The following is a 22,172-nucleotide window of genomic DNA, read 5'->3' as shown; positions in this document are numbered from 1 at the left end:
GTTTTACGCGCTGTTCAGGTCCTCACCTATCAACGCGTCGCAAAAAATCGGCGAGCTTTTGGCTGCTTTCGCGGGGGCACTCAATGGTAGCCCAGTGTCCGCACCGATCGAGCGACGAGATTACGGCTCCCTTGATCCCATCGGCAAGCGCCTGACCGACGCTCATCGGATTGACCGTGTCGGCGTCGCCGGTAACCAACAGGGTAGGGGCCGCAATGCGCCTGGGGTCGACCGCCACCGCCTTCGCCAGTGCCTCGCAAGTGCGCGCATAGGACTCCGGATCCTGACGTGTTATCGACTCGCGCACGAAGGCGATTGCCGCAGGCGACGTCTCCCTTGTATGCGCCGACAGCGCATTGGCGACGATCTGATCGGCAATGTCGGCAATGCCGCCGGACCTGGCCAGTTGGGCTCGCTTGGCGAGGCCCAGCCGTGTCGCTTCGGCAGGTTCGGCCAAGGCGCCGAACAATGCCAGCGAGGCGACCAGTGCAGGATGTTTGGCAGCGATCTGCTGACAGACGATGGTGCCCATCGAATGGCCGATGAAATGTGCCCGCGTCACGCCCATGCCGTCCATAGCACGGACAACGGCCTCGCTCATAATTTCCATCGTCAGAGGCTCGAACGGCCTTGGCGAGCGCCCCGAGCCAGGCAAATCGAGCCGGACCACACGATATCCAGAAAGTGCGGCCATCTGAGGCTGGAACATATTTGATGTTCCGCCGAGGCCATGGATCATCACCACCGGCATCCCTTCGCCGGTGACCTCGGCAACGATCGGTCCGATCGTCACGGTCGTCATTGCGCACGCTCCGCGAAGCGGTTCTCCAGAGACCCAATGCCGTCGATCTCGACGCGCACAACGTCGCCGGCCTTCAGATATCTCGGCGGGTCAAACCCGATACCGACTCCCGCTGGTGTGCCCGTCGCAATGATATCGCCCGGGTTCAGTGTGATGCCTTGCGAGAGCGTCGAGATGATCGTCGGGATATCGAAAATGAGCAGCGAAATCTTCGAGTTCTGGCGCAGGTCGTCATTGACGAAACAGCGGACCGAAGCACTATCGAGGTCGAGTTCATCCTTGGTTATGGCCCAAGGCCCCATGGGGCAGAAAGTGTCCTGGGACTTGCCTATCAGCCACTGACTGTATTTGCCCTGCAAATCGCGGGCGGTGACGTCGTTGACGATCGTGTAGCCCCAAACGTGATCGTAAGCGTGTTCCTTTGAAATTCCACGCCCACCCTTGCCGATGATGACCGCAAGCTCTGCCTCATAGTCGATGGAAGTCGATACAGAGGAGTCGATCAACACATTGGTGTTGGTCGGTATCACCGACTCTGGAACCTTGGTGAAGATAATCGGGTGCTTGGGGATGGTCCCTGCGGCCGCGCTTGAATCAAATCCGCTGCGGGAAAACTCGTGGGCATGCTCATGATAGTTCTTGCCGACGCAGAAAATGTTGCGGGCCGGCAGCGGGATTGGCGCTTCGATCTCGACCTGCGCAAGGGGGATCGGCGAAAGCGTTCGCGGCATCCCGGCGCCATTGCGACGGATCAACGCCAGAAGACCTGTCTGCGCCTGTTCGACGGGCAGATCAAAAGGCGAAACGGTCTGCTTCTCGAGATCGACGATGCCGACGCGACGCTCTCCGGCGATCGCGAATGTCGCAATTTTCATGCCTCTCTCCCTGAACCTTTTATGAGCCAATATGTGGCCTTTGAAGACACGATAGCCACGATTGGTTGGGCTTGGCAATGGGCTGAGTGCAAGAATCTTTGCATATCTGATGAAAACGCCCTATTTAAGGGCTCGAACTACTAGACCGGACACCCAATGACTGATAGTATTGGTCCACAATTGGATCAGATAGAAGTTTTGATATGCCGAAGCTCGTTGCGAACGATATTGCCTTGATGCTCAAGAAGCGGATTTCATCCGGCGAATGGCTTGAGGACGGGCGGATGCCTCCTGAGCGTGATCTGGCGGTCGAGTTTGGGGTGGCGCGCAACACAGTGCGGCGCGCCGTCGGTTTCCTGGAAGGTGACGGAACGGTTGTTCGCCACGTCGGTCGTGGGACGTTTCTAACCGCGACAAATCCCTTGTCGATTGCCTCGACTGTGGCGCGGATGGAAGGCACCAGCCCGGCTGATATGATGGAAATCAGGCAATTGCTGGAACCAACTGCCGCGGCTTTTGCCGCAACCAATGCAAGTGCGGCAGACCTCAACGCTGTTCGCGAAGCTCACAAGACCGCTTGCGAGTCGCAAGACATGCCCACCTTCGAGCATTGGGACGCGGAATTCCATCACCGTTTGTTCGCATGCTGCCGCAATGATTTTTTGAAGGAAATCCACAATCTCATGCGTGCGATCCGAAACCAGTCGCCCTGGTTCGAGATGAAAAAGCGGTCATTCTCCGAAGAGCGCCGCCAAGTGTATTGCGAGGAACATCAGGCGCTTCTAGATGCATTGCTCCGTCGCGATCCCGATGGCGCCAAGACAGCGATGCTGGTTCATCTCAGAACCGTCGAGAAGAACCTTCTGGGACGTTGAAGTCGGCCAAAGTCAGCGTGCCTGGCCATTCGATTGTCTCCTCGACCCCTCAGTCTGTGTTGCGGGCCGGTTCGACAAGGCGAGCAGCGGCAGCCCTCGGGATAAGCCAGCCGGCTGTCAGTCAACATGTGAAGCAGCTCGAGACCACGCTCGGCATCACCCTCTTCAAGAGATCAGCCAACCGCATCGTCCCCTTGCAGGAAGCATGGGAGCTCCTGCGAAACGTAGAACTTGCCCTGACGTCCCTGGATCGGCTGGAAGCGTCAATCTTCGCGATGAAGCACGAGGAAAAGCAAAGGATTGGAATTGCCGCGCCTTCTGTTTTCGGTTTCGTGACCATGCCCAAGGTGGTGGCGATGATCCACGCAAAGACCGCTTCGAACGTCCGGTCAATTTTCTGGAAGCTACGACCAGATCGGCGAGCACATCTTGGCCGGTCGCGCAGATCTGGGGATCTCGAGATTGCCGCTGGACCCACGCCTGTTTGAATGGGCGCCGCTCGGGTCGGCACAAAACGTATGCATCTTTCATCCCGACCACCGCTTTTCGAAACAGGCCTGTATCGAGGCTCACGACCTGGCAGGCGAAACGACCGTCGATATCGATCCCCAGTTCGCCGCCCACCAGATGAACTTCAATGCGTTGCGCTTCGCCGGCGTTGAGACAGACATACTGGTGGAATCCGATTGCAACGGTCACGAGGCCGGATACGTTTCGGCTGGCCTGGGCATTTCCATAACCAATGAAATCATTGCGCGTGAATACGAAGCGTTTAACCTCCAAGCAAAACCGGTGGAACCGTCAGCGCTCTATCATTACGTCGCGATTTGGCAGAAGGGCAGGACCTTTTCGAATGCCTCTGAGCGTGTCGCTCGAGGCGATCATCGCGGCCTTTTCCACCCCTGCGAAAGGGTGAGATTTCTCAGAGGGCGGCTAGAGAACGACACTAGGCGGCCAAGCGCGGCGCGTGCGCCGGCGGCCGCACTGGGAACTCAAGCCGTTTCCAAACCGTCTTGGAATTGAGCGAGTTGCTTTGGAAAATGATGAGCGAGGTAGCGTACGAGTTTGTGGCTATCCATCAGCCGGTTTAGGTATCGTCGTACCGCTACAAGTTCGAGGCCCCACGAACCCATGTGCTCAGCGGAGTTTCGAAATTCCTGGCTCAACTCGGCCTGGCAGGGCCTGCGTGAAAAATGAGCTGCCCGCATTCGTAACCGGCTAAGCCACTTCCTGGCTGATGTCGGGGTGATTAACGGCTCGGAAGTGCGGCAGCGTCGCCTTTTGAAAACCATGAGCTGGAGGCAGCCATTTCATACGGTTTCTGGCCGCATCAACCAGTTCCTCTTCGCGGGTAAGGCCGTTCGTAAAGAGCTTCAGCAGGTGAGAAGCCGCTTTTTCGGCATCGGGCGAAGTAAGCGGCAATTTGCTCTCGTCGCACACAGTCCGGCAAATGCGAGACAACATTTCAATCTCGCACGGACCAAGGCAGTGACCAGGGTACAACATAAATTTTCCTCCATACGGCTGTGGTCAAAACTGACCACCCACCGTGTCACTGGAACCACTTTTACTAGCCTACGGACTGGGCCTGCCAGTGGTTCAACCTGGCGCGCATCAAGACCATCAGCACAGTCTCGTCTTTGATGCGTGTTTGAAACAGTCGGACCAACTCTGAGGCGAGTTCCCCGGCCTCACCGGAAGTGGTTAGAATCTCGTGTTCCTCACAAAGCTGCGAGAATACAATCCTCAGCGTGCCCAGTTCCTCGGGGAAAATAGGTTGCTCGCCGCCGATGGGGAAATTCATATGAACGTCCTTTGAATAATGCTGATCTTGAGTGCTGAAGAATGGCTCCAAAGCCAGCAACGGTCATTATCATTTGCGTACAAGGAGGCGCTTGGTAAAAATCGTACAAATTTCTTTGGAGGCGCCGGCGTGTGTTCCGAGACGCCAGCGCACGCAAGGATGGGCCGCAAACTGCACTACCTTAAACGGCCTCTATCTCTACCGACTTAAGAATGCTGTTCGTCATGATTTTTGGCGATGGATGATCCCTTCGATGACTCTCGCCTCGGCATCGCATTCCGCCGCCCGGGCGGCCATGTGCCAAGCTGTGTCGTTCCCGAGCGGCTTGACTTTTGCCGTCCGTATCTGGAACTCAGCTCTGGCGCGCCCTGAGAAGGCAAGCAACTGCCCACGGAGAATGCGGAACAGGCTCCTTGCAGTCTCATCCAAGTGCAAGGATAACTCGTGGAAACACCCTAGCAGAGGCCCGTCACTGATTTCCCTGAAGTCCAGTGACGGGCCTACTTCGTCAGACGTCGGCTAGCGCTAAATCTTTCTCGTAGGGCTGGAACAAGCATCCGCAATTGAAGTTGGAAATGTGCTTGGTTGAGATGTCCCCTCCTCAAGTCCAAGCTCTGGTGCAAGGCCCGTCGCTGTCCGTGTCCTTCAGCGGCGGGCTTCCTTCGTCAGACGCTCGACGGTCTCAATGATCGCGTTGGCCAGAGCTTCGCTCGGTTGCCACAGGGGCATCGGTTCCATGTGTCAAAGGTGAGGTCGGCACGATCAAGTTACCACGCACCGGTAACGGTGAGCGTGCCGACCTCATCTGGGGCTAAATGACCAGGCCTGCAAGCTACTGGCAGAATGAAAGCGCAGCAATTAATCCTGTTGGCCTAGACTGCCCGTCAGGCCTTTCCGCGATAGCACCATAGGCATGAGAGTCGGGGATATATTAGCTTGAGCTTGCGGCGGCTCACCTCCGCCCGCCCGGCCGGCGCCTAACGTCCCAACAAACCCGCCACAGGCGCCGGCCACCCCTCGCACCGGTCGCTTCCGGAGATGTGCATTGTGGGCGATGCGTCGCCGCGTCGGCCCGTCATGCCTTTGCCTCCCGGATCGCCCGCAGCGTGGCGTGGCGTAGTTTATTTTCGCGCTTAAGGGTCTTTCACGCGTCCGACAAGGCCAGGTTTGATCCATTCGGCGTCGGGCTTGTCGGCGCCCCTCGGTGGCGCGCCTTTCCCCTCTTGCACCTTGGCATAGAGGCGTTCCCGCATGGCTTTGGTCAGGGCGATGTTTGCTGAGCCGACGTAGCGGCGTTCCGCATCGCGGGTTGCCATCAAGGCGAGTGGAGCCGAACCGGGCGTTCGCTGCACGCCTGCAACTTCAAAGTCGACTTCCTCGTAGCATTTCGTTTTCACCCAGGCTTCGGTGTCGCCTGACCGATAGCTGCTCTCTTCCCGCTTCGACACCATGCCCTCTAGGCCCATCCGATCAACCGCGGCATAAAAGTCAGCCCCGCCGCCATGCACATGGTGGCTGTACTGGATCACGCCTTTGGCAGGCCCGACGAGTTCGAGCAGCTTTTCCCGACGTGCCAGCAACGGTTCGCGACGCAGATCGATGCCGTCATGGTGCAGCAGATCGAAGGCAACGAAGATGATCCGATCCGGCGCCCATCGCATCGCCGACCGCAGCGAATGGAAATCCGACACGCCTTTCTCGTTAAGGACGATTGCCTCGCCGTCGATGATTGCCGACTTCGGAATGGTTGCCGCCGCCTCGACAATCGTCTTGTACGTCGATGACCAGTCGTAGCCCCTCCGCGTGATCGTTCGGGCAGTGCCGTCCTCGACAATGACTTGCGTCCGGTAGCCATCATACTTGATTTCGTGAATCCAGTTGTCCACTGTCGGCGGCACCTCGACAAGCGTGGGGAACATTGGCCGGATGAACTTCAACATACGCGAACTCGGACAGGACCGAATTTAAATTAGAATAGGCTAAAATAGTTGCAAAGGAATGCACCAGGCACTTGGGCAGGTGTTCATGCCACACCCGTTTCGGCCGGCGTCAGGGAACGATTCCGTCCTCCCTGTGTTTCAATCTCATGACAAACATCCCGAAACGCCAGGGAATCGCGATGGAGGCCGAAGTCGCCAGTGCCAAGCAACGCCTGGAACGGGCCGAGCTCGCGATTCAGCGCTCGAAAGAGATGGTGGCTCAAAACATTGAGCGTTCCGGCAGGATACGGCGTTTGGTCGAGGCCGCCATACAAGATCGATAGACTCCCGAGCAACAAAGGAACCCGTGCAGGCAGAATCAAGCCGGCGCAGGCCAACTCTGCGACAAGCGCTGGCCCGTCCTTACGTGGAACCCGGCGCTACTTTCGCTGTTCTCCTCTCAGGAGGAACAACCATGCCAGATGACAAAAGCAAGCGCGATTTTCGTGACCGCGACCGCGTATCGGGCGACGAGGAATACGAGGTCGGCTATCTCGCCAGCAAATCCCAGCTTACCATCCCTGAAGTCCGGGAACTTATCAAAAAGCACGGCAACGACCCGTGAGACGCTGGAGCGCGAAGCGAAAGCACCAGGCAGCTCGTATCGTGCGAAAGACCCGCCGTGCTGGCCTTGCACGACGGGCTATATGTGCGGCTACATCCTAGGAATCGACCGCTTGTACCAACCTGAGACAGGGGCAAAGGTTCCGAAAGCGCGCTCAGCAGCCGTCCGTGGTCTTTTTCATCTGGCCAGGAGCGGCCGAGTTAGCGTTTGTATCCTGCTGGCCTGGCGCGGCCTGGTTGGCGCTGCCAGTTTGCTGACCAGGAGCGCAGTCCTTGGCGGAGTTCGAGTTCGTTCCACTCGTGGTGGTCGAATCCGTGCCCTGGTCGGTCGTAGTGCTCGGCATGGTCTTGGTTGTCGTCGTGGATGACCCGCCAGTACCGGTGGTGTTGCTCGATTGGGCAAAGGCCAACCCAGTTGACAGTGCCACAATGGCGGACGCGAAAAGTAGCTGTTTCATGATCAACTCCATGTTTGAATGTCCCTGGGCACCTAACTTCGCATTGAAGCGGCGGTTCCAACGAATGGGGTCCGAGAATCGCCCAGCACATGACGCAAAAAGCCCGCCGGCCGGAGCCAGCGGGCAGTTCTCATGGGGGAAAGCACCGGGAGCAGTGCGACGACCAAAGTTCGACAGGGCAGTTTTGTTCCACCGTCAGTGAACTGGCTTCGAACTTTCCGACACCGATGCACTGACCGAGATCCTGGCAGAGCTGGCCCGTTCTGGGGCTGGCTCCCGTCTCGATCTGATATGCACGGTCTGCGATGCCAAAGGGCAGCGAAATCCAGCAATTCAGGGTAGCATTACGGGTTCCTGAGAACCGGGACGTGATGCTTCACCGGCCAACCTGCCATTGAAAAACCCGCCACTGAGGGAGCAGTAACGGGCCTTCCGGTGTTATCCACGGCCAGGGAAACCGAGAGCGATCCAAACTCATTTCGGAGCCATGTTGCAGTGGGTCCGCCCCTACTGGCGGGCAGAGGCGGACCCGGCCAAGGCTTGGGGCCTCGGCCCGGCAGCGGGGGACGCTGCCGCCGGTTCCAACCTGCCTCGACATATCAGGTTCCACTAATGCACTAAAAAGCCCGCCACCATTCAGCAGCGGGCTTCCAAGCTGCAATTCTCTTGATTAATCGATGATCCCGTAGACCCCGGATGAACTGGGCGATGCCGTCACCGACGACAGCCGCTCACTTTTGGTGAATGCGGGCTTCTGATAGCTCTTCTTCTTCGATCTAATTTGCCAATCCGCAATGTGCCACTCTTTGCCTTCGACCAGGCGTGGCAATCGGCCGACAAAAAGCCCGCCACTTCCGGAAGCGGGCTAGGATGCCTCACTGCTGGCCGGAGCGACTGCTCGCACCAGCGGCATCGGTCCAGGCGAGGCATCCGGCAATGACAGGCGTTGTGCCGACGACCAGGGCGCCGCGCGCGTGCAGGGTCATCAACCCGCGCCATGAGACCCTATCGACCGCCCAGATGGTGCCGCTGGCGTCGACCCACTTGAGGTCGGTGTCGGCGGCTTGAACCGCCCGCATCATCGCGGCCGGTTCCATCCCAGCTCGAAAGACGATAACGGAAGTGGTGGCACCGTTGAAGAGCGGGCCGGCACCCGTAGTCAGTCCTGCAAGCAGGACGATGCTGGTCAGAGCCGCCGAGGCACCGCGTGCCGGTCTACCGCGGTTGGGCAGCACCAGCACCAACAGCAGCGGCACGATTCCGAAGATGACCAGCCACGCAATATCCCAGGCGAGCGGCATGTCGCTGTTCATCTTGATCCGATGCAGGCCGAGCAGCCAATGGAACACAATGGCGTCCACCAGATGCCAGAGGCCGAACCCGGTGAAGGCTAGCCGAAGGATCTCGGTCGTCGTTCCGGCCCGCCCGCCTGCTGCCCTCGCCGCCACCAGTAGCACCGTGCCGGCAACGGCGAACACGTACATGAACAAGTGGAAGAGGCCGTCGGCTATGATCTGGAAGCGCAGGTCGGAACCCGCCGGGTCGGCGAGGCCCGAGAGAAGATGATGCCATTGTAGAATCTGGTGCAGGACGATGCCGTCGAAGAAACCGCCCAGCGCGAAGCCGAGCAGAAGCCAGCCGACTCGCGTTCTTGGATCGAGTTTCGCGGTGATGGTGTCCATATCAGGACGACTCCGCCGAAGCCGGAGAGCCAAGTCTGGTTAGCAGCTCCAGGTGCATCGCCCTGTCCGCCGTCGGGTCGTGGAGATCATGACGGGCCTCGATCCAGAAGGCCGTAATCAGCCCGCCGACCACTGTCGTCAGAACCAAAGTCCCAGCAATGACTGCCAGCATGGAATGTCGATCCTTCAACCGCGCAGGGACAGGCCGCGCCCGACCCGAACCTCGGCTTCTGCCGTATGTTCCCTCGCGTCGGGCGTTCTGGGGAGGGAACAATCAACTGACATCATGGTTCGGATGCCCTGTTGGCGGATGGCTGAAGCGGAGAACGCTCATGAGTGAATATTCGGCGGCGGCTCCGAGCAGCCGCGACGACCACAAGCCGCGGGGCATCACCCGCTGGCTGTTTTCGACAAACCACAAGGATATCGGAACCCTCTACCTGATCTTCGCCTTCATCGCGGGGGTCATCGGCATGCTCTTGTCGGTGGGCATGCGAATTGAACTGCAGCAACCCGGGATCCAGCTTTTCCCCGGGTTGGCATCGATGATCTACGGCTACCAAGGCGACGCGGCCATAGATGCCGGCAAGCAACTTTATAACGTGTTCACCACGGCGCACGCGCTGATCATGATCTTCTTCACCGTCATGCCCGCACTGATCGGTGGTTTCGCCAACTGGATGGTTCCGATCATGATCGGCGCCCCGGACATGGCCTTCCCACGCATGAACAACATCTCGTTCTGGCTGCTGCCGCCGGCATTGATGCTGCTTCTATTGTCGATCTTCATGCCCAGTGTCCCCGGCGGCTACGGTCCCGGGACCGGCTGGTTCCTCTATCCGCCCCTTTCGACCTCCGGCCATCCCGGTCCTTCCGTCGATCTGGTCATTCTTTCTCTGCACATCGCGGGAGCCTCTTCGATACTCGGCGCCATCAATTTCATCACCACGATCTTCAATATGCGCGCGCCAGGGATGACGTTGCATAGAATGCCTCTGTTCGTGTGGTCGATCCTCATCACCGGATTCCTGCTGCTGCTGGCCCTGCCTGTCCTAGCAGGGGCCATTACAATGCTCCTGACCGATAGAAATTTTGGCACCACATTCTTCGCGCCGGACGGCGGCGGCGATCCTATCCTGTACCAGCATCTCTTCTGGTTTTTCGGCCATCCTGAAGTCTACATCATGATCTTGCCGGCCTTCGGCATCGTGAGCCAGGTGATCTCGACATTTTCGCGAAAGCCGATCTTCGGCTATCTGGGGATGGTCTATGCGATCGTCGCGATCGGGGCGATCGGTTTCGTCGTTTGGGCTCACCATATGTACACCAGCGGAATAGGGCTGGACACGCAGCGCTATTTCACCTTCGCCACGATGGTGATCGCGGTGCCGACTGGGATCAAGGTGTTCTCCTGGATCGCAACCATGTGGGGCGGTTCCCTTAGCTTGCGCACCCCGATGCTGTGGGCGCTCGGCTTCATATTCTTGTTCACTGTCGGAGGCGTGACCGGCGTACAGCTTGCGAACGCCAGCCTCGACCGGCAATTGCACGACACCTACTATGTCGTCGCACACTTCCACTACATTCTTTCGTTGGGTGCCATCTTCGGCATCTTCGCGGGCTGGTATTACTGGTTCCCGAAGATGACAGGATATTTGTACAATCCGGTTTTGGCTGGGATCCATTTCTGGACGACCTTCGTCGGTGTGAACCTCGTCTTCTTCCCCCACCACTTTCTCGGGATGGCCGGCATGCCGCGTCGCTATATCGACTATCCCGACGCTTTTGCCGGTTGGAACATGGTCTCCTCCTTTGGATCCTATCTGTCGGCCGCGAGTGTCCTGATTTTCCTTGCCAGCATCGTGGAGGCTTTCCACCGGCGAAGGGCCGCCGGCATGAACCCTTGGGGGCCGGGAGCCACCACGTTGGAATGGGAATTGACCTCTCCGCCGCCTTTCCATCAATGGGACAGGCTGCCGAAAATAGAATGAAGACGGCTCGCCGTGCGCGACAGACAACGGGATCGGCGCGCTGAGTTGGAACCGCGCCGCGCTGTTCGTGAATCCGCCTATCGGAAGCTGATCACCAGCACGGCGAAAAAGCTGGCGAGGGCTACTGCCCAGCAAAACAACCAGTTAGCGATCAGCAGGACAGATTTCAGCACGGTGGCGTGGCAGTAGTCTTCGATGATCGATTGCATGCCCAGCCGCATGTGGACGCAGTTCACCAGAATGAAGGTGATGAGGGCGGGTGCGACATAGACCGATCCGACTGCGCGGATGACGACATCTCGAGGCTCTCCGATCAGCCTTATAACGACCGCGACGATGTAAATGACGAGGATCAAAAGTGCAGCAGATGTCAGTCGTTCCAGCATGAACGTTTCGGTTCCGTGTTTCGCCGACCCAAGGCCCTGCACTCGAGCTAACGGAGTTCTGATCGAGTGTCTGTCAGCCATCTTGCTTCCCCTAACTCACCTGGTTCCTTTGCCCGTAACTCAAGCTGTTGCTGTCCAATGCTCGGGCTCGCGTCACGGATGGATAGTGGGCAAGCACGTTCTCCAGTTTGGCAAGGCGAGCTTTTTGGGCGGTTAGCTCGTATCCTGAACGCCATCGGATCTTGTTGGGTCTGCCAGCTGTCCACAACTCCTTTTCAAGGAGCGAGATGCTGAGGCGGACGGCGTCGATCTCTTTGACCAGCGCGCGACTCTGCATGGCGGTAGTTCCGGTGTGCAATGTTGGCGCCAAACACAGTGCATTTGAAAATGTTCCCTGGTGGCCGTCCGGCGTTGAAAATTCAAACGCCTCGATGCTGCCCTCAAAGCGGTCGCCACGAGCCCAAGCCGGGCGCCCGGCACTCGGCAGCTGGGATCTCTGCGCAGTCCGGTAGGTCGGGGGTTGCCTTCAATGGGCCGCAGCGTGCCGTGCTACGCTTAGGAACAAGCAGGCGCAATGCATGGCCCGCCCCTTGCGGCGGGTAAGATGACCAGAATCTGTTCTTGGCCAACATATGTTAAAAGCCCTTTTTGTTTCTCGATCGGGCAAAAAGATTTGCGTTTCACAGCCGGGAACTTATCGATCCTCAAGAAGTTTGCGGGGCTAGTCAGGAGAACGGACTATGTCGGGCAACGAAATTCATCAAGACGCCGCGCGTTTTCGCACCAGCATCCGTGTCGTGGACGCCCGCGTGTTCCGCGGACCTCATCTTTACAGCATGACGCCAATGGTCCGGATCCAGATCGACCTCGGAGCCCTTGAAGCGTTCCCGACAGACAAGCTGCCCGGATTTACCGATGACATCGTTCGCCTGTTGCCCGGCCTTGCGGGCCATGGCTGCAGCTATGGCGTCGCCGGCGGGTTCGTCCGCCGTATGCAGGAAGGAACCTGGCTCGGCCACGTCGTGGAGCACGTCGCCCTGGAACTGCAGAGCATGCTGGGCCACCCGGTGACACGAGGAAAGACACGTTCGGTCAAAGGCAGTCCGGGCACTTACAACGTCATGTTCTCCTACAATGATGAGGTTGTGGGGCTGCTCGCCGGACGAGTTGCGCTCGAGTTGGTGGATAGTCTCCTGCCGGGCAATCTGCATGGCCTCGAGGGGCTCGACGAGATTGCCGAAATGGAAGGGCCATTCGATTTCGCGGTGAGGCTGCAGCAGCTCAAGGCTGGCGCCGCCGAGCGTGCCTTGGGCCCCACGACCGCCTCTCTGGTGCGCGAGGCCGAGAGACGGGGGATTCCCGCGGCGCGGCTCGATGACAGCAGCCTGGTGCTGCTCGGCCAAGGCAAGCATCAGAAGCGCATTCGCGCCAGTTGCACCGACCTCACTTCTGAGATCGCGACCGAAATCGCCTCCGACAAGGACCTGACAAAATTCCTGCTGCAGCAGGCCGGGCTGCCGGTCCCCAGCGGGGAACTGGTGCGATCGGCGCAGGACGCTGTCGCGGCAGCGGCACGGCTCGGATACCCTGTGGTCACCAAACCACTGGACGGCAATCATGGAAGCGGCGTCAACATCGGCCTCGCAACAGAGGACGAAGTCCGCTGGGGCTTCGAACAGGCGCGAGAACACAGTCGCAGCGTGATCGTCGAGCAGCACTTCGTCGGCTCGGACCACAGGATCCTGGTGATCGGAGGAAAGGTGGTGGCGCTTGCCGAGAGGGTCCCGGCACATGTCGTCGGCGATGGCCGGAGCTCTGTCGCCGAACTCGTCGAGCAGACGAACCGCGACCCGCGACGGGGAGAGGGCCATTCTTCGGTGCTGACCCGCATCGAGATCGACGAATGTGTCGAGCATTTCCTGTCAAAGTCGCAGCTCACGCTTTCGAGCGTTCCAGCGCCGGGTCAAATGGTGCTCCTGCGACCCACCGCTAATCTGTCGACCGGCGGGACGGCAACCGACCGGACTGATGAAATCCATCCGGAAAACGCGCTGATCGCCAGGCGGGCGGCACAGATCGTCGGTCTCGACATCGCGGGGATCGACTTCGTCTGTCCTGACATTTCGCGGCCGGTCAGCGAGACCAGCGGCGGCATCATAGAGGTGAATGCCGGTCCCGGGTTTCGCATGCATCTCGAACCGTCCTCGGGCCGCGCCCGCAATGTCGCACGGCCGGTGCTCGATCTGCTCTTCAAGGGTGGCAAGGACGGCCGCATTCCAATCTTCGCGATCACAGGGACAAACGGCAAGTCGACCACCGCCAGAATGCTGTCGCACATTCTGCATGCGAATGGTGCAACGGTCGGGCTCACCTCGACCACCGGCGTCTACCTGAACGGCGAGCGGATCATGACAGGCGATTGCTCGGGTCCGCAAAGCGCCAGGATCGTGCTGCGCGAGCCAGGTGTCGATGTCGCTGTGCTGGAATGTGCACGCGGCGGCATGCTGCGCGAAGGCCTTGCATTCGACGCGTGCGACATTGGCGCGGTGCTGAACGTCCATGGCGATCATCTGGGGCTGAGAGGCATCGACACTATCGAGGACCTGGCGGAAGTGAAGTCGGTGGTCGTCGAGTCGGTCCGCCGCAGCGGGTGGAGCATCCTCAACGCCGACGACATTCACACCTCCGCGATGTCGCGCGACGCCGGGGGCAGGATCTGCTACTTCTCGCTGGCGAACAGGAGCGACTGGCCCGATTTCCTGCGCAGCCACGTGGCGGAAGGCGGCCGCGCCGTGACGCGGGAGCGCAGCAGGGACGGTTGGGACATCGTCATCCACGAGGATGGGGAGTCGATGTTCCTGATGGACGTCGACGAAATTCCCGCGACCTTCGAGGGGTCCGCTGAATTCAACGTCGCCAACAGCTTGGCGGCCGTTGCGATGGCACATTGCCACGACGTACCTGCGGCAACTATCCGCGCTGCATTGACCGAGTTCACCACCTCGTTCGAGCATTCTCCCGGTCGCCTCAACGTCTTCGACGGGCATGGTTTCCGCACGATCGTTGACTACGCGCACAATCCCGAGGGGTTGAAGGCGCTGGGAAAACTCGTTTCCCATATGAAGCGCGGGTATCAGCGCACGATCGGCCTTGTCGCCATACCGGGCGACCGCCGCGATTGCGACATACGCGAGATGGGGGCGGTGGCTTCGCGAATATTCGACGTCATCGTCTTCAAGGAGGATGAACATGAACTGCGCGGCCGAGCCCCCGGAACGATCGCCGGCTTGCTGCGGGAAGGCGCCTTGAACGCCGGCTGCGCTCCAGGGCGCATACAAGCCGTCTGTCCCGAAAAAGAGGCTGTCGAAGTGTGTCTCCAGCTTGCTCGGGAGAAAGACCTTGTCGTGCTCACCGTCGACGACGTCGAGGCGGTCTGGAGCCAGGTGACCGGGTTTGAGGGCGCAGCACCTTCTCGGCGAGGGCCCGATCAGAGCCATATTCGCCATCTGAGGGCTGGCTGATGTGGTCGCTCATCCTGCACGGCGGCGCCAAGGAGATCGATCCAGAAGAGGAGGAGGCGCATCGCAACGGGTGCATCAAGGCGCTTGAGGCCGGTCGCGCCGTCCTGGCCGGCGGCGGAACTGCAGTCGATGCGGTGGAAGCCGCCGGTCGTGTCCTCGAGACGGACCCGACGTTCAATGCAGGATATGGCAGTGCCCTCAATTCGGACGGCGAGGTCGAAATGTGCGCAGGCGTCATGGAGGGCAGGGACTTCAATGTGGGCGCCGTGGCTGTGATCAAGGGCGTGCGCCATCCCATCAGTGTCGCCAAGGCCATGCTCCATGAGGAGCCAATCCTGCTGGCGTCGGACGGCGCCAGGCGTTTCGCCGCCGATAAACAACTGGAGCTTTGCGATCCGGCTGACTTGGTCACGCCGCAACAACGCGATTTCGCCAGCAAGTCGGAGGCGAAGGATACAATCGGTGTCGTTGCCCTTGACCAGTATGGGGATCTCGCCGTGGGCACTTCCACCGGGGGACTGGACGGCAGCGCTCCGGGCCGAGTGGGCGATTCTCCTCAACCCGGTTGCGGCTACTACGCCGACAACCAATTGGGCGCCGTGGCCTTTTCGGGAGACGGCGAGCATATCGCGCGAAAGGCTCTCGCCGCTCGGGTCATGCAGGCGCTTTCCGCGCGGCGCGCACTTTCCGCCGGACGGGCAGCTATGGCGGGCGTGGAGGAGGTGCTGGAGCCCTCCCTCAGGGAGGTTGAGGCGATCGGCCGTGAAGCGGGAGCCATCGTGCTTACCCCAACCGGGAAGTCCGGGTGGGCGCACAACAGCCGGGAGTTCGCAGTCGCGTTCATGACCAGCGAGGACAACCATCGGCATGTCTTCCTGCGCAAGAAAGACGAGGGCAGATGACCGGCAAGAAGAAAAGGCGCCCCTCCAATGGCAAAGCCGGAACGCTTGTCATCATCGGTGGCCACGAGGACCATGACGGCGATCGCGTCATATTGAAGGAGGTCGCCAGCCTGGTTCCGAACGGCCGCCTGGTGCTTGCCACCATCGCGTCGCATGAGCCGGATGGCTATCTCGAGAAGTATCAGAAGTCCTTCGGCGAGTTGGGCATCAAGGAAGTCGTCGAGCTCTACGTCAACGACCGTCTCGAGGCGGCTCATGAAAAAAAAATAAGCGCGCTCGCAAACGTGAGCGCTGTGTTCTTCTCCGGTGGCGACCAGCTCCGCATCACCAGCCAGATCGGCGACACCCCCATCGACGAGCGGGTGCACGAAATCTATGAAGCCGGAGGCATAATTGCCGGCACCTCCGCGGGCGCGTCGGTCATGAGCGATACCATGATGGTGAAGGGGCCGAACGCTGCGTCCTTTCGGATCGGCCATATTCGCATGGCGCCGGGGTTGGGCCTGCTGCCGAATGTCATCATCGACCAGCACTTTGCGGAGCGAGGCCGCATCGGGCGGCTCATCGGAGCGGTGTCGCAGAACCCACGGGTCCTGGGCATCGGCATTGATGAAGACACGGCGATCGTGGTGAATGGCGAGATGTTCAAGGTCATCGGCAGCGGCGCTGTCTATCTGGTTGATGCAGCCGGCGTCACGCATTCCAACATCGCGGAAGGTGAACCTGATGCCGCCCTTTCCATCCATGATTTGAGGGTTCACGTGCTGAGCTCCGGCGATGCCTTCGATCTCGCGATGCGACGCCCGGTCGGGGTTCCGTGAGGCTTTGACACCCGGATGGCAAAGCTACGGCGGGACAGGCTAACCGAGTTGGCGACGCCGATGCCGATGCGCAACCGCGACGCGCTCAACGGTGGGCCACCGTGCAGACCCAGCGCAGGAGTCAGTATGTTTTCGAACCGGATAAAACTCGCCACACTGTTTGCGGCTGCCGCCCTGTCGCTGGCGGCATACAATAACGCACGCGCCAGGAAGGCCTTGGCTCCCCGTTCGATGGAACGCACTCCGAGGATCGATGGGGTGGACTTGAGCATCCTTGAGAAAGGCAGCGGGCCTCCTTTGCTCCTGTTGCATGGCAATGGCTCGGTTGCGGAGGATTTTGCGATCAGCGGCGTGCTCGACCTGGCGAGTGCCAAGCATCGGGTCCTCGCCTTCGACCGGCCAGGCTTCGGCGGAAGCTCGCGGCCGGCTCGAAAGCGATGGTCGGCGTGCGAGCAGGCCGATCTCTTCCACGAGGCCGCCGCCAAACTAGGCATTCACAAATACCTCGTGCTCGGACATTCCTGGGGCGCTTGGATCGCGCTGGAGATGGCCCGCAGGCACGCTCCCTCGGTCGCCGGCCTGGTCCTCGTCTCTGGATATTACTATCCCTCACCGAGGCTGGATCTCGCTCTTGCAGCACTACCGGCCGTACCGCTGATGGGCTCGGCATTCCGTCACACCTTGCTGCCGCTCGCAGTAAGGCTCGGCTGGCCGTCGACCATGCGAAAGATATTCCGGCCTGGGCCGATCTCGAACGTTTTTTCGGTGAGCACAAAGGAGGTCGCCAGCCGCCCCTCTCAGTTGCGCTCAGTCTGTGTGGAGACAGCCCTGATGCTCGGCGCGGCGCTGTTCACGAAGCCTTGCTATCGGGACATCGACGTGCCTACCGGAATCGTCGCTGGAGCAGGAGACAGGCTGTTCGACGCTCGGCGTGAAGCGGAACGCTTGCATGCCGAAATTTATGGATCACTGATAGAAATAATCCCGAATTCCGGGCACATGGCTCACCACAGTGACCCGCAGGCGGTGCTCCGAATGATCGACAAGGTCACCTGTATGCCTCGTCCACCAAAAGACGGAGGCAGCAGCGACGCGCTCTCGCCAGCTGCGCGCTGAACATCGATCAGGGCAGCCTGCGGTTTGTCGTGTTGGCAGGGCAGGGCAGGGGTACTTGCGCGGAGCCGGTTCGCCGGGTGCCCGCAGGCTGAGAGCCTACAAAAGATTCCGATTTCTCCCGACACCAACCCGCCGAACCGCCTCATGAAGCGCCACAGAGGTGCTCGGGCGATGAGCGGGGACCTGTGCAACCATTGCCACCCGAATGCAAGAACGGAACGAGGCAGTCTGCGGCTGGCGTCCATCGCCGCCCAACTTGCTAGGCGCAACGTTGCAGACCGTGACGAGGGAGACGAAGTCCGGTGCTACAAGGCGAACCAATCGATCGAAGGTCGCGAAATCATCAGCCAGAAGATGGCGAGCACAGCCCCGAAAGCAGGAAAGCCAAAGGCGAACCAGAGCCGAAACAAGGTGTTATAGCGCTGTGGTGGAGGTTGCTTCGCTGCCGCGGCCTGCATAGCGAGATTGCGCATCTCGATCTGCATCCACACGACTGGAAGCCAGAACAGGCCGGTGATGAGGTAGAGCAGGATCGAAAGCACAATCCACCCCTCGGTCAGCGAATATCCGGAATGCCACGCGAGAAACGCACCGGTGACAGGTTGGGCGATGACGGCGGTTGCAGTGAACATGAAATCGGCGATCACGACGACGCGTGCGACCGCCGCGATGGTTGCGGAATTTGCGGTCCGATGGGCGAGCAGCATGAAGAAGGCGATACCGGCGCCAGTGCCCAGCAGCACCGCCGCTCCGACGACATGCAGGAACTTGAGAATGAAGTAGCTCATCAGCGTTCCTCCAGGACTGCCAGCGCGACAAAATGCAGAACAATGATCGGCAGGATCTTCAAGAAAGGGCCGAGTGGCTCGTTCCACAGCTCGGGCCGCAGCATGGTCCCCGCGATCGCATAGAAAAGAGCCACCGCGATCGCCCCGAACAGACCCAGCCGACTGGTCGGTCGCCAGGCGATCAACGCGCCGACCGCCATGTCGGCCAGCGCTCCGGCGATGACCGCCGGTTCCGCCAGCGGACCGATGGCAGTGCCTACCAGCAAGTCGACCCCGCGGCGCCAGCCAGTGGTCAGGGAAATGACACCCGTCATGATCCAGAAGAAGGGCAGGACAGTAAAGATCGCCGGCTTGACGAAATAGAGACGGGCGAACCATCGCTCCTGCACCGTCGCGGGATTGAGCTTTAGCGCTGCTTCGAGGCTGGATGGTTGGATGCCTGTCGCTGCGATCCACGGGTGCGGGTCGCCGACAGCGCCCCGCACGATTTCCTTGGCCGCATTGCTGCGCATCGGCGGGCGCCAGCCGAGCAGAGCCGTCGCATCGCCGATCCGGTACAGGCCGGCCGCGACGCTTCCGGGCAGAGTGAACTCTCCAGCCGGCCTCGACCCGAGCCAGCAGCGGTAGAGGCCAACCACCTTGCTCATCGGCAGCGCTTCAGGTCCGGCAAGGTCAAGCGCGATGCTCGATGCGCTATCGGGCCGGAGAAAATGCAGGACAGTGGCGATCACGTCGTCCAACTGTACGACCTGAAGCCGACCCGTGCTGGGCATCACCGGCAACAGCGGCAATGCGGCCAGTCCGCGAAACAGCGCACTGGCGCCGAACGCCGGCCGGCCCAGCACGACCGACGGGCGCAGGATGACCCAGTCCAAATCGCGCGCCATCAACGCCTGGTCGCCAGCCAGCTTGGTGGCCGAGAAGGCGGACGGCTGCAGCCGATCGACCCCGATTGCCGAGAAGTGAATGACTTTTCTCACGCCCGCCTGCTCACAGGCGGCAAAGAGTGCCGATGCGCCGCCCGCATGCACACCGCCAGTGCTTTCTTGCGTGCTGTCCTGCAGCACGCCGGCGCAGTTAACGACCGCATCGATACCTATCAGATGCGGGCTCCAGTCCTGCGTCCGCGCCTTTGCCATGTCGAGCAAGACAGGCGGCAAGCCTGTGAAGGGCGCGGTGCCGGCACGATGCAGCACGCGAACGATTTCATATCCATCGGCGGCCAGGCGCGCGCAAAGCGAAGTTCCGATCAGACCCGACGCGCCGGTGACGAGAACCCTCATCCCGCGTGCCCTAACTGGGACGGCAGGCGCGCCTCGACCTGTCTGGACGCGGAGCCGGACGACGCCACAAAGCTGTCTTCGCAGCCCGGCCACTCGATCGGGCGGTCCGAAACCTGGTCGCCCAGGTGAGGGCTGATTGAAGCAAGCGTCCGCGCGGCGCTGGAAGCAACTGCGCCCAGAGCTCCCATCATTGTTCGCGCGGCCTTGTCATGGAGCAAAGGCGCCGAGCGCGGACTCGGGTTGGTTGTTCCTCTGGTGCCCATCATCGGGTGCTCATCCTAAGCTGCCACGCTGTCCTGCAAAACTTTGCTCGGCAAGTCTGAAAACTGTCAAGTCTGAAGGGTGGCAAGTCCGAGTTGGCAAAGCCAAACGGTTCGGGCTTTGCACAACCGACCAATCGGCCTAGCCAAGCACTTCGGCGACGAGCCCCAACCGACACGCGTCCTCGGCATGGATATAGCAATTGTTGGTGGCGCGTTGGTAGAGTTCTTCGGCGGTCAGCGAGCTTCCGTTGACCAGTTCCCTGAAGCCTTCCATTTCGAGCTGCTCGGCGGTTTCGAGCAAGGCGAGTTCTTCGCGCACGATCTGGATGCAGGACCGCATCGGGCCGTTGAGCGCCAGGCTTGTGTCCATGCGCCGCTCATGCACGAGCAGAACCGCGTCTTCCGTCAGGAAGCGGCAATGCCGGTCGAACGCCGCAAAAATGGTCACTCCCGCCGAGTAGACCTGCGTCTTGCCGACACAATAGGCGCGTCGCCCTGAATGCAGGCGGAACAGGCGGATTTCGAGCGCGATGCGACGCGCGGCATCGGCATCGCCGCCGCTGGTGTTCAACTCCATCAGCATGTCCTGGCCGCTGCGACGAACTTCTTCCAGCCGGCCGAGGAAGAAAGTCACCGTATCCTGGCCAATGGGCCCGTTGATGGAGATGTTCGGCTCGAAGAGCAGCCGTGCCAGCTCAGGAGCCGGGTCGGTGGGTGTGGTGCCGCCCGAGGGCGGCACGTTTCCGGCGATGTTCATGGACTGGGTCTCCCAGCAGACTGAAACGGGTCCAGCTAGGCGGCTTCCTGCAGCGCCCTTTCGTTTACGCCGGCTTGTCCGAGTTGAGTCAGCGCCTCGTCAGTTGCCTTCTCTTCCTCGAGCGTCTGCTGAAGCAGTTGGACGGCGTCATTCAAGCCGAGCAGCCCTGCCCAGGTCACAAGCGTGCCATAGCGGGCAATTTCATAATGCTCAACGGCCTGGGCCGCGGCGACAAGTCCGGCGTCGAGGGCCGGCGCCTCCTGGAACTCCTCCAGAATCTCCTGGCCTTCCTCAAGAATGCCGTCGATGGCCGGACAGGTCTTGCCCTGCGCGCGCTTGCCGAAAATTTCGAACACCTGCTGCAGCCGCTCGACCTGGCCCTCAGTCTCGTCGCGGTGCTTCTCGAACGCGGCGGTCAACTCTTGCGATTCGGCACCCCTGGCCATTTTCTTGAGGGCACTTAAGATCTTACGCTCGGCGTAGTATATGTCCTTCAAGGCTTCGTAAAAGAGATCTTCCAAGCCCTTTGTGCTGCTCTGGGCGCTTTTTTTCGTCGCCATCTCCATCTCCCACTTCGAGTTCAATGCGTCGCGGCATATGGGCTCTAACAACCAAGGCCATCCGTTGTTCCTCGCCCTCAAAGACATCGTGGGAAGCACGAGCAAGGACCCGTGGGCATCTCGCTCCGTTATGGTCGGCACAACCGGCGCCAAACGGCGCCATGTCGCCTCTGCGCCAGCCTAGCCTCGCGGCCGCTTGTTAAGCCGCCTGCCGCGCCTTAACGGCGTTCTCGCCTGGACGATCGAAGTCGATTGCAGGCCACGCTTTCGGCGATCATGTTGACAAGACGGTAGTCGGGGGGCCGCGGCGCCGGAACGACCTGCTCAGAGCTTTGTGGGCAACTGTTGTGAGAACCAGATCGCGCGGCTTTTCGGCACATATTGCATGCCGCAATGGTCGCTCGGCTGCCTCTGCCGGTCTAAACGGGACCCCGGCCTGCGCATCCGGATCGTTGAAGCGGATTGTCGAAAAGGTGTGTCGGGGGTGAAGTAGATCATGCGCTGCCATCGGTTGCGACGATCGAGCGACGATTTCTTCTACTGGTCGCCTGACCGCCGTTTCGCTTGTTCATCGATCCTGCGACACGCGTTCTTGAGAATCTTGAGTGCCTCGTCCTTGGTGAGGCCGCACTTTCGGGCAAAGTAGTTCGCTTCGATGGCCCGTTCGCGATCCGCCCGAGACCCGGTGTTCTGCTTGGCCTTCTTGCCCATCGAGCTATCGTCCCGATTATATCGCCTGCTGGTG

At 60.4% G+C, this 22,172-nt stretch carries 23 protein-coding genes; 10 read left to right on the top strand and 13 right to left on the bottom strand.

Going from position 1 to position 22,172, the window contains the following annotated elements; translation table 11 throughout:
• Positions 1-22: 22 nt before the first annotated feature.
• Together EJ079_RS01290 and EJ079_RS01285 are read right to left on the bottom strand one after the other, a co-directional pair.
• The gene (locus tag EJ079_RS01290; RefSeq protein WP_127396928.1) at positions 23-802 is read right to left on the bottom strand and encodes an alpha/beta fold hydrolase; all 780 of its coding nucleotides are present in this window, start codon (positions 800-802) and stop codon (positions 23-25) included.
• The gene (locus EJ079_RS01285; protein WP_245481794.1) at positions 799-1,755 is read right to left on the bottom strand and encodes a fumarylacetoacetate hydrolase family protein; all 957 of its coding nucleotides are present in this window, start codon (positions 1,753-1,755) and stop codon (positions 799-801) included. Before EJ079_RS01285 ends, EJ079_RS01290 begins: the two co-directional genes overlap by 4 nt.
• A gap of 125 nt (positions 1,756-1,880) precedes the next feature.
• On the opposite strand from EJ079_RS01285, the gene EJ079_RS01280 reads away from it, so the two are divergent.
• The 3 genes from EJ079_RS01280 to EJ079_RS33475 are packed head-to-tail and all read left to right on the top strand — an operon-like array spanning position 1,881 to position 3,575.
• Entirely contained in the window at positions 1,881-2,552 is a 672-nt protein-coding gene (locus EJ079_RS01280) for an FCD domain-containing protein (RefSeq protein WP_127807849.1), read from the top strand.
• Positions 2,549-3,040 (top strand): LysR family transcriptional regulator, encoded by a 492-nt coding sequence (locus EJ079_RS34130; protein ID WP_281040147.1) that lies wholly within the window; start codon positions 2,549-2,551, stop codon positions 3,038-3,040. Before EJ079_RS01280 ends, EJ079_RS34130 begins: the two co-directional genes overlap by 4 nt.
• Positions 2,982-3,575 (top strand): LysR family transcriptional regulator substrate-binding protein, encoded by a 594-nt coding sequence (locus EJ079_RS33475; protein ID WP_174800298.1) that lies wholly within the window; start codon positions 2,982-2,984, stop codon positions 3,573-3,575. Before EJ079_RS34130 ends, EJ079_RS33475 begins: the two co-directional genes overlap by 59 nt.
• A gap of 195 nt (positions 3,576-3,770) precedes the next feature.
• Here EJ079_RS33475 and EJ079_RS01265 read toward each other — a convergent pair whose 3' ends face one another.
• The 3 genes from EJ079_RS01265 to EJ079_RS01255 all read right to left on the bottom strand — a co-directional run bounded on the left by EJ079_RS01265 (position 3,771) and on the right by EJ079_RS01255 (position 6,296).
• Complete coding sequence (locus tag EJ079_RS01265; RefSeq protein ID WP_127807848.1) at positions 3,771-3,974, bottom strand: hypothetical protein; 204 nt, start codon at positions 3,972-3,974, stop codon at positions 3,771-3,773.
• Positions 3,975-4,122: 148 nt separating this feature from the next.
• Positions 4,123-4,356 carry a hypothetical protein gene (locus EJ079_RS01260; RefSeq protein WP_127807847.1) on the bottom strand — a complete coding sequence of 78 codons (234 nt, stop codon included), beginning with the start codon at positions 4,354-4,356 and terminating at the stop codon, positions 4,123-4,125.
• A 1,133-nt stretch (positions 4,357-5,489) separates the two neighbouring features.
• On the bottom strand, positions 5,490-6,296 hold the full coding sequence (locus EJ079_RS01255; protein ID WP_348629332.1) for an ATP-dependent DNA ligase: 807 nt from the start codon (positions 6,294-6,296) through the stop codon (positions 5,490-5,492).
• 179 nt (positions 6,297-6,475) lie between these two features.
• Here EJ079_RS01255 and EJ079_RS33145 point away from each other — a divergent pair, with 179 nt between their 5' ends.
• Together EJ079_RS33145 and EJ079_RS33670 are read left to right on the top strand one after the other, a co-directional pair.
• Positions 6,476-6,619: a hypothetical protein gene (locus tag EJ079_RS33145; protein ID WP_164873702.1), complete on the top strand. Its 144-nt coding sequence runs from the start codon at positions 6,476-6,478 to the stop codon at positions 6,617-6,619.
• Between the two features lie 131 nt (positions 6,620-6,750).
• Positions 6,751-6,900, top strand: coding sequence for a DUF3606 domain-containing protein (locus EJ079_RS33670; RefSeq protein ID WP_348629727.1), 150 nt, complete (start codon positions 6,751-6,753; stop codon positions 6,898-6,900).
• Between the two features lie 154 nt (positions 6,901-7,054).
• On the opposite strand, the gene EJ079_RS33665 is transcribed toward EJ079_RS33670, so the two are convergent.
• Positions 7,055-7,357, bottom strand: a complete 303-nt coding sequence (locus EJ079_RS33665) for a hypothetical protein (RefSeq protein WP_245481911.1) — start codon at positions 7,355-7,357, stop codon at positions 7,055-7,057.
• 875 nt (positions 7,358-8,232) lie between these two features.
• Positions 8,233-9,039, bottom strand: coding sequence for a DUF2243 domain-containing protein (locus EJ079_RS01240; RefSeq protein ID WP_127807846.1), 807 nt, complete (start codon positions 9,037-9,039; stop codon positions 8,233-8,235).
• Positions 9,040-9,371: 332 nt separating this feature from the next.
• On the opposite strand from EJ079_RS01240, the gene ctaD reads away from it, so the two are divergent.
• Entirely contained in the window at positions 9,372-11,030 is a 1,659-nt protein-coding gene (gene ctaD, locus EJ079_RS01230; RefSeq protein ID WP_127395292.1) for a cytochrome c oxidase subunit I, read from the top strand.
• Between the two features lie 77 nt (positions 11,031-11,107).
• Here the strand turns inward: ctaD and sdhD are convergent, their stop codons facing one another.
• Positions 11,108-11,497 (bottom strand): succinate dehydrogenase, hydrophobic membrane anchor protein, encoded by a 390-nt coding sequence (gene sdhD, locus EJ079_RS01225; protein ID WP_127395293.1) that lies wholly within the window; start codon positions 11,495-11,497, stop codon positions 11,108-11,110.
• A gap of 659 nt (positions 11,498-12,156) precedes the next feature.
• Between sdhD and cphA the strand changes: the two genes are divergently transcribed.
• The 4 genes from cphA to EJ079_RS01200 all read left to right on the top strand — a co-directional run bounded on the left by cphA (position 12,157) and on the right by EJ079_RS01200 (position 17,776).
• Positions 12,157-14,937, top strand: coding sequence for a cyanophycin synthetase (cphA, locus tag EJ079_RS01215; RefSeq protein ID WP_245481791.1), 2,781 nt, complete (start codon positions 12,157-12,159; stop codon positions 14,935-14,937).
• Complete coding sequence (locus tag EJ079_RS01210; protein WP_127807845.1) at positions 14,937-15,839, top strand: isoaspartyl peptidase/L-asparaginase family protein; 903 nt, start codon at positions 14,937-14,939, stop codon at positions 15,837-15,839. Before cphA ends, EJ079_RS01210 begins: the two co-directional genes overlap by 1 nt.
• Positions 15,836-16,660 carry a cyanophycinase gene (locus EJ079_RS01205; protein ID WP_127807844.1) on the top strand — a complete coding sequence of 275 codons (825 nt, stop codon included), beginning with the start codon at positions 15,836-15,838 and terminating at the stop codon, positions 16,658-16,660. Before EJ079_RS01210 ends, EJ079_RS01205 begins: the two co-directional genes overlap by 4 nt.
• A gap of 126 nt (positions 16,661-16,786) precedes the next feature.
• Positions 16,787-17,776 carry an alpha/beta hydrolase gene (locus EJ079_RS01200; protein ID WP_127380175.1) on the top strand — a complete coding sequence of 330 codons (990 nt, stop codon included), beginning with the start codon at positions 16,787-16,789 and terminating at the stop codon, positions 17,774-17,776.
• A 305-nt stretch (positions 17,777-18,081) separates the two neighbouring features.
• On the opposite strand, the gene EJ079_RS01195 is transcribed toward EJ079_RS01200, so the two are convergent.
• The 5 genes from EJ079_RS01195 to EJ079_RS01175 all read right to left on the bottom strand — a co-directional run bounded on the left by EJ079_RS01195 (position 18,082) and on the right by EJ079_RS01175 (position 22,138).
• Positions 18,082-18,564 (bottom strand): DUF2269 family protein, encoded by a 483-nt coding sequence (locus tag EJ079_RS01195; protein WP_127807843.1) that lies wholly within the window; start codon positions 18,562-18,564, stop codon positions 18,082-18,084.
• On the bottom strand, positions 18,564-19,847 hold the full coding sequence (locus tag EJ079_RS01190; protein ID WP_127395298.1) for an SDR family oxidoreductase: 1,284 nt from the start codon (positions 19,845-19,847) through the stop codon (positions 18,564-18,566). Before EJ079_RS01190 ends, EJ079_RS01195 begins: the two co-directional genes overlap by 1 nt.
• A 402-nt stretch (positions 19,848-20,249) precedes the next feature.
• A complete protein-coding gene (locus EJ079_RS01185) occupies positions 20,250-20,867 on the bottom strand; it encodes an ATP-dependent Clp protease proteolytic subunit (protein WP_127395299.1) in 618 nt (205 codons plus the stop codon).
• A gap of 35 nt (positions 20,868-20,902) precedes the next feature.
• Positions 20,903-21,427, bottom strand: coding sequence for a ferritin-like domain-containing protein (locus tag EJ079_RS01180; RefSeq protein WP_127807842.1), 525 nt, complete (start codon positions 21,425-21,427; stop codon positions 20,903-20,905).
• Between the two features lie 537 nt (positions 21,428-21,964).
• Positions 21,965-22,138: a hypothetical protein gene (locus EJ079_RS01175; RefSeq protein ID WP_127395301.1), complete on the bottom strand. Its 174-nt coding sequence runs from the start codon at positions 22,136-22,138 to the stop codon at positions 21,965-21,967.
• Between the last annotated feature and the right edge of the window lie 34 nt (positions 22,139-22,172).

The organism is Mesorhizobium sp. M7A.F.Ce.TU.012.03.2.1, assembly GCF_004006095.1.
Taxonomy (GTDB): domain Bacteria; phylum Pseudomonadota; class Alphaproteobacteria; order Rhizobiales; family Rhizobiaceae; genus Mesorhizobium.
Note: the sequence above shows the minus strand (reverse complement) of the source record. Positions and strands in the feature narration are given on the sequence as shown.

Coding starts and splice junctions, on each gene's coding strand:
- EJ079_RS01290 (WP_127396928.1), bottom strand. CDS start 802: ATGACGACCGTGACGATCGGACCGATCGTTGCCGAGGTCACCGGCGAA.
- EJ079_RS01280 (WP_127807849.1), top strand. CDS start 1,881: ATGCCGAAGCTCGTTGCGAACGATATTGCCTTGATGCTCAAGAAGCGG.
- EJ079_RS01260 (WP_127807847.1), bottom strand. CDS start 4,356: ATGAATTTCCCCATCGGCGGCGAGCAACCTATTTTCCCCGAGGAACTG.
- EJ079_RS01255 (WP_348629332.1), bottom strand. CDS start 6,296: ATGTTGAAGTTCATCCGGCCAATGTTCCCCACGCTTGTCGAGGTGCCG.
- EJ079_RS33145 (WP_164873702.1), top strand. CDS start 6,476: ATGGAGGCCGAAGTCGCCAGTGCCAAGCAACGCCTGGAACGGGCCGAG.
- EJ079_RS33670 (WP_348629727.1), top strand. CDS start 6,751: ATGCCAGATGACAAAAGCAAGCGCGATTTTCGTGACCGCGACCGCGTA.
- EJ079_RS33665 (WP_245481911.1), bottom strand. CDS start 7,357: ATGAAACAGCTACTTTTCGCGTCCGCCATTGTGGCACTGTCAACTGGG.
- EJ079_RS01240 (WP_127807846.1), bottom strand. CDS start 9,039: ATGGACACCATCACCGCGAAACTCGATCCAAGAACGCGAGTCGGCTGG.
- ctaD (WP_127395292.1), top strand. CDS start 9,372: ATGAGTGAATATTCGGCGGCGGCTCCGAGCAGCCGCGACGACCACAAG.
- sdhD (WP_127395293.1), bottom strand. CDS start 11,497: ATGGCTGACAGACACTCGATCAGAACTCCGTTAGCTCGAGTGCAGGGC.
- cphA (WP_245481791.1), top strand. CDS start 12,157: ATGTCGGGCAACGAAATTCATCAAGACGCCGCGCGTTTTCGCACCAGC.
- EJ079_RS01210 (WP_127807845.1), top strand. CDS start 14,937: ATGTGGTCGCTCATCCTGCACGGCGGCGCCAAGGAGATCGATCCAGAA.
- EJ079_RS01205 (WP_127807844.1), top strand. CDS start 15,836: ATGACCGGCAAGAAGAAAAGGCGCCCCTCCAATGGCAAAGCCGGAACG.
- EJ079_RS01200 (WP_127380175.1), top strand. CDS start 16,787: ATGTTTTCGAACCGGATAAAACTCGCCACACTGTTTGCGGCTGCCGCC.
- EJ079_RS01195 (WP_127807843.1), bottom strand. CDS start 18,564: ATGAGCTACTTCATTCTCAAGTTCCTGCATGTCGTCGGAGCGGCGGTG.
- EJ079_RS01190 (WP_127395298.1), bottom strand. CDS start 19,847: ATGAGGGTTCTCGTCACCGGCGCGTCGGGTCTGATCGGAACTTCGCTT.
- EJ079_RS01185 (WP_127395299.1), bottom strand. CDS start 20,867: ATGAACATCGCCGGAAACGTGCCGCCCTCGGGCGGCACCACACCCACC.
- EJ079_RS01180 (WP_127807842.1), bottom strand. CDS start 21,427: ATGGCGACGAAAAAAAGCGCCCAGAGCAGCACAAAGGGCTTGGAAGAT.
- EJ079_RS01175 (WP_127395301.1), bottom strand. CDS start 22,138: ATGGGCAAGAAGGCCAAGCAGAACACCGGGTCTCGGGCGGATCGCGAA.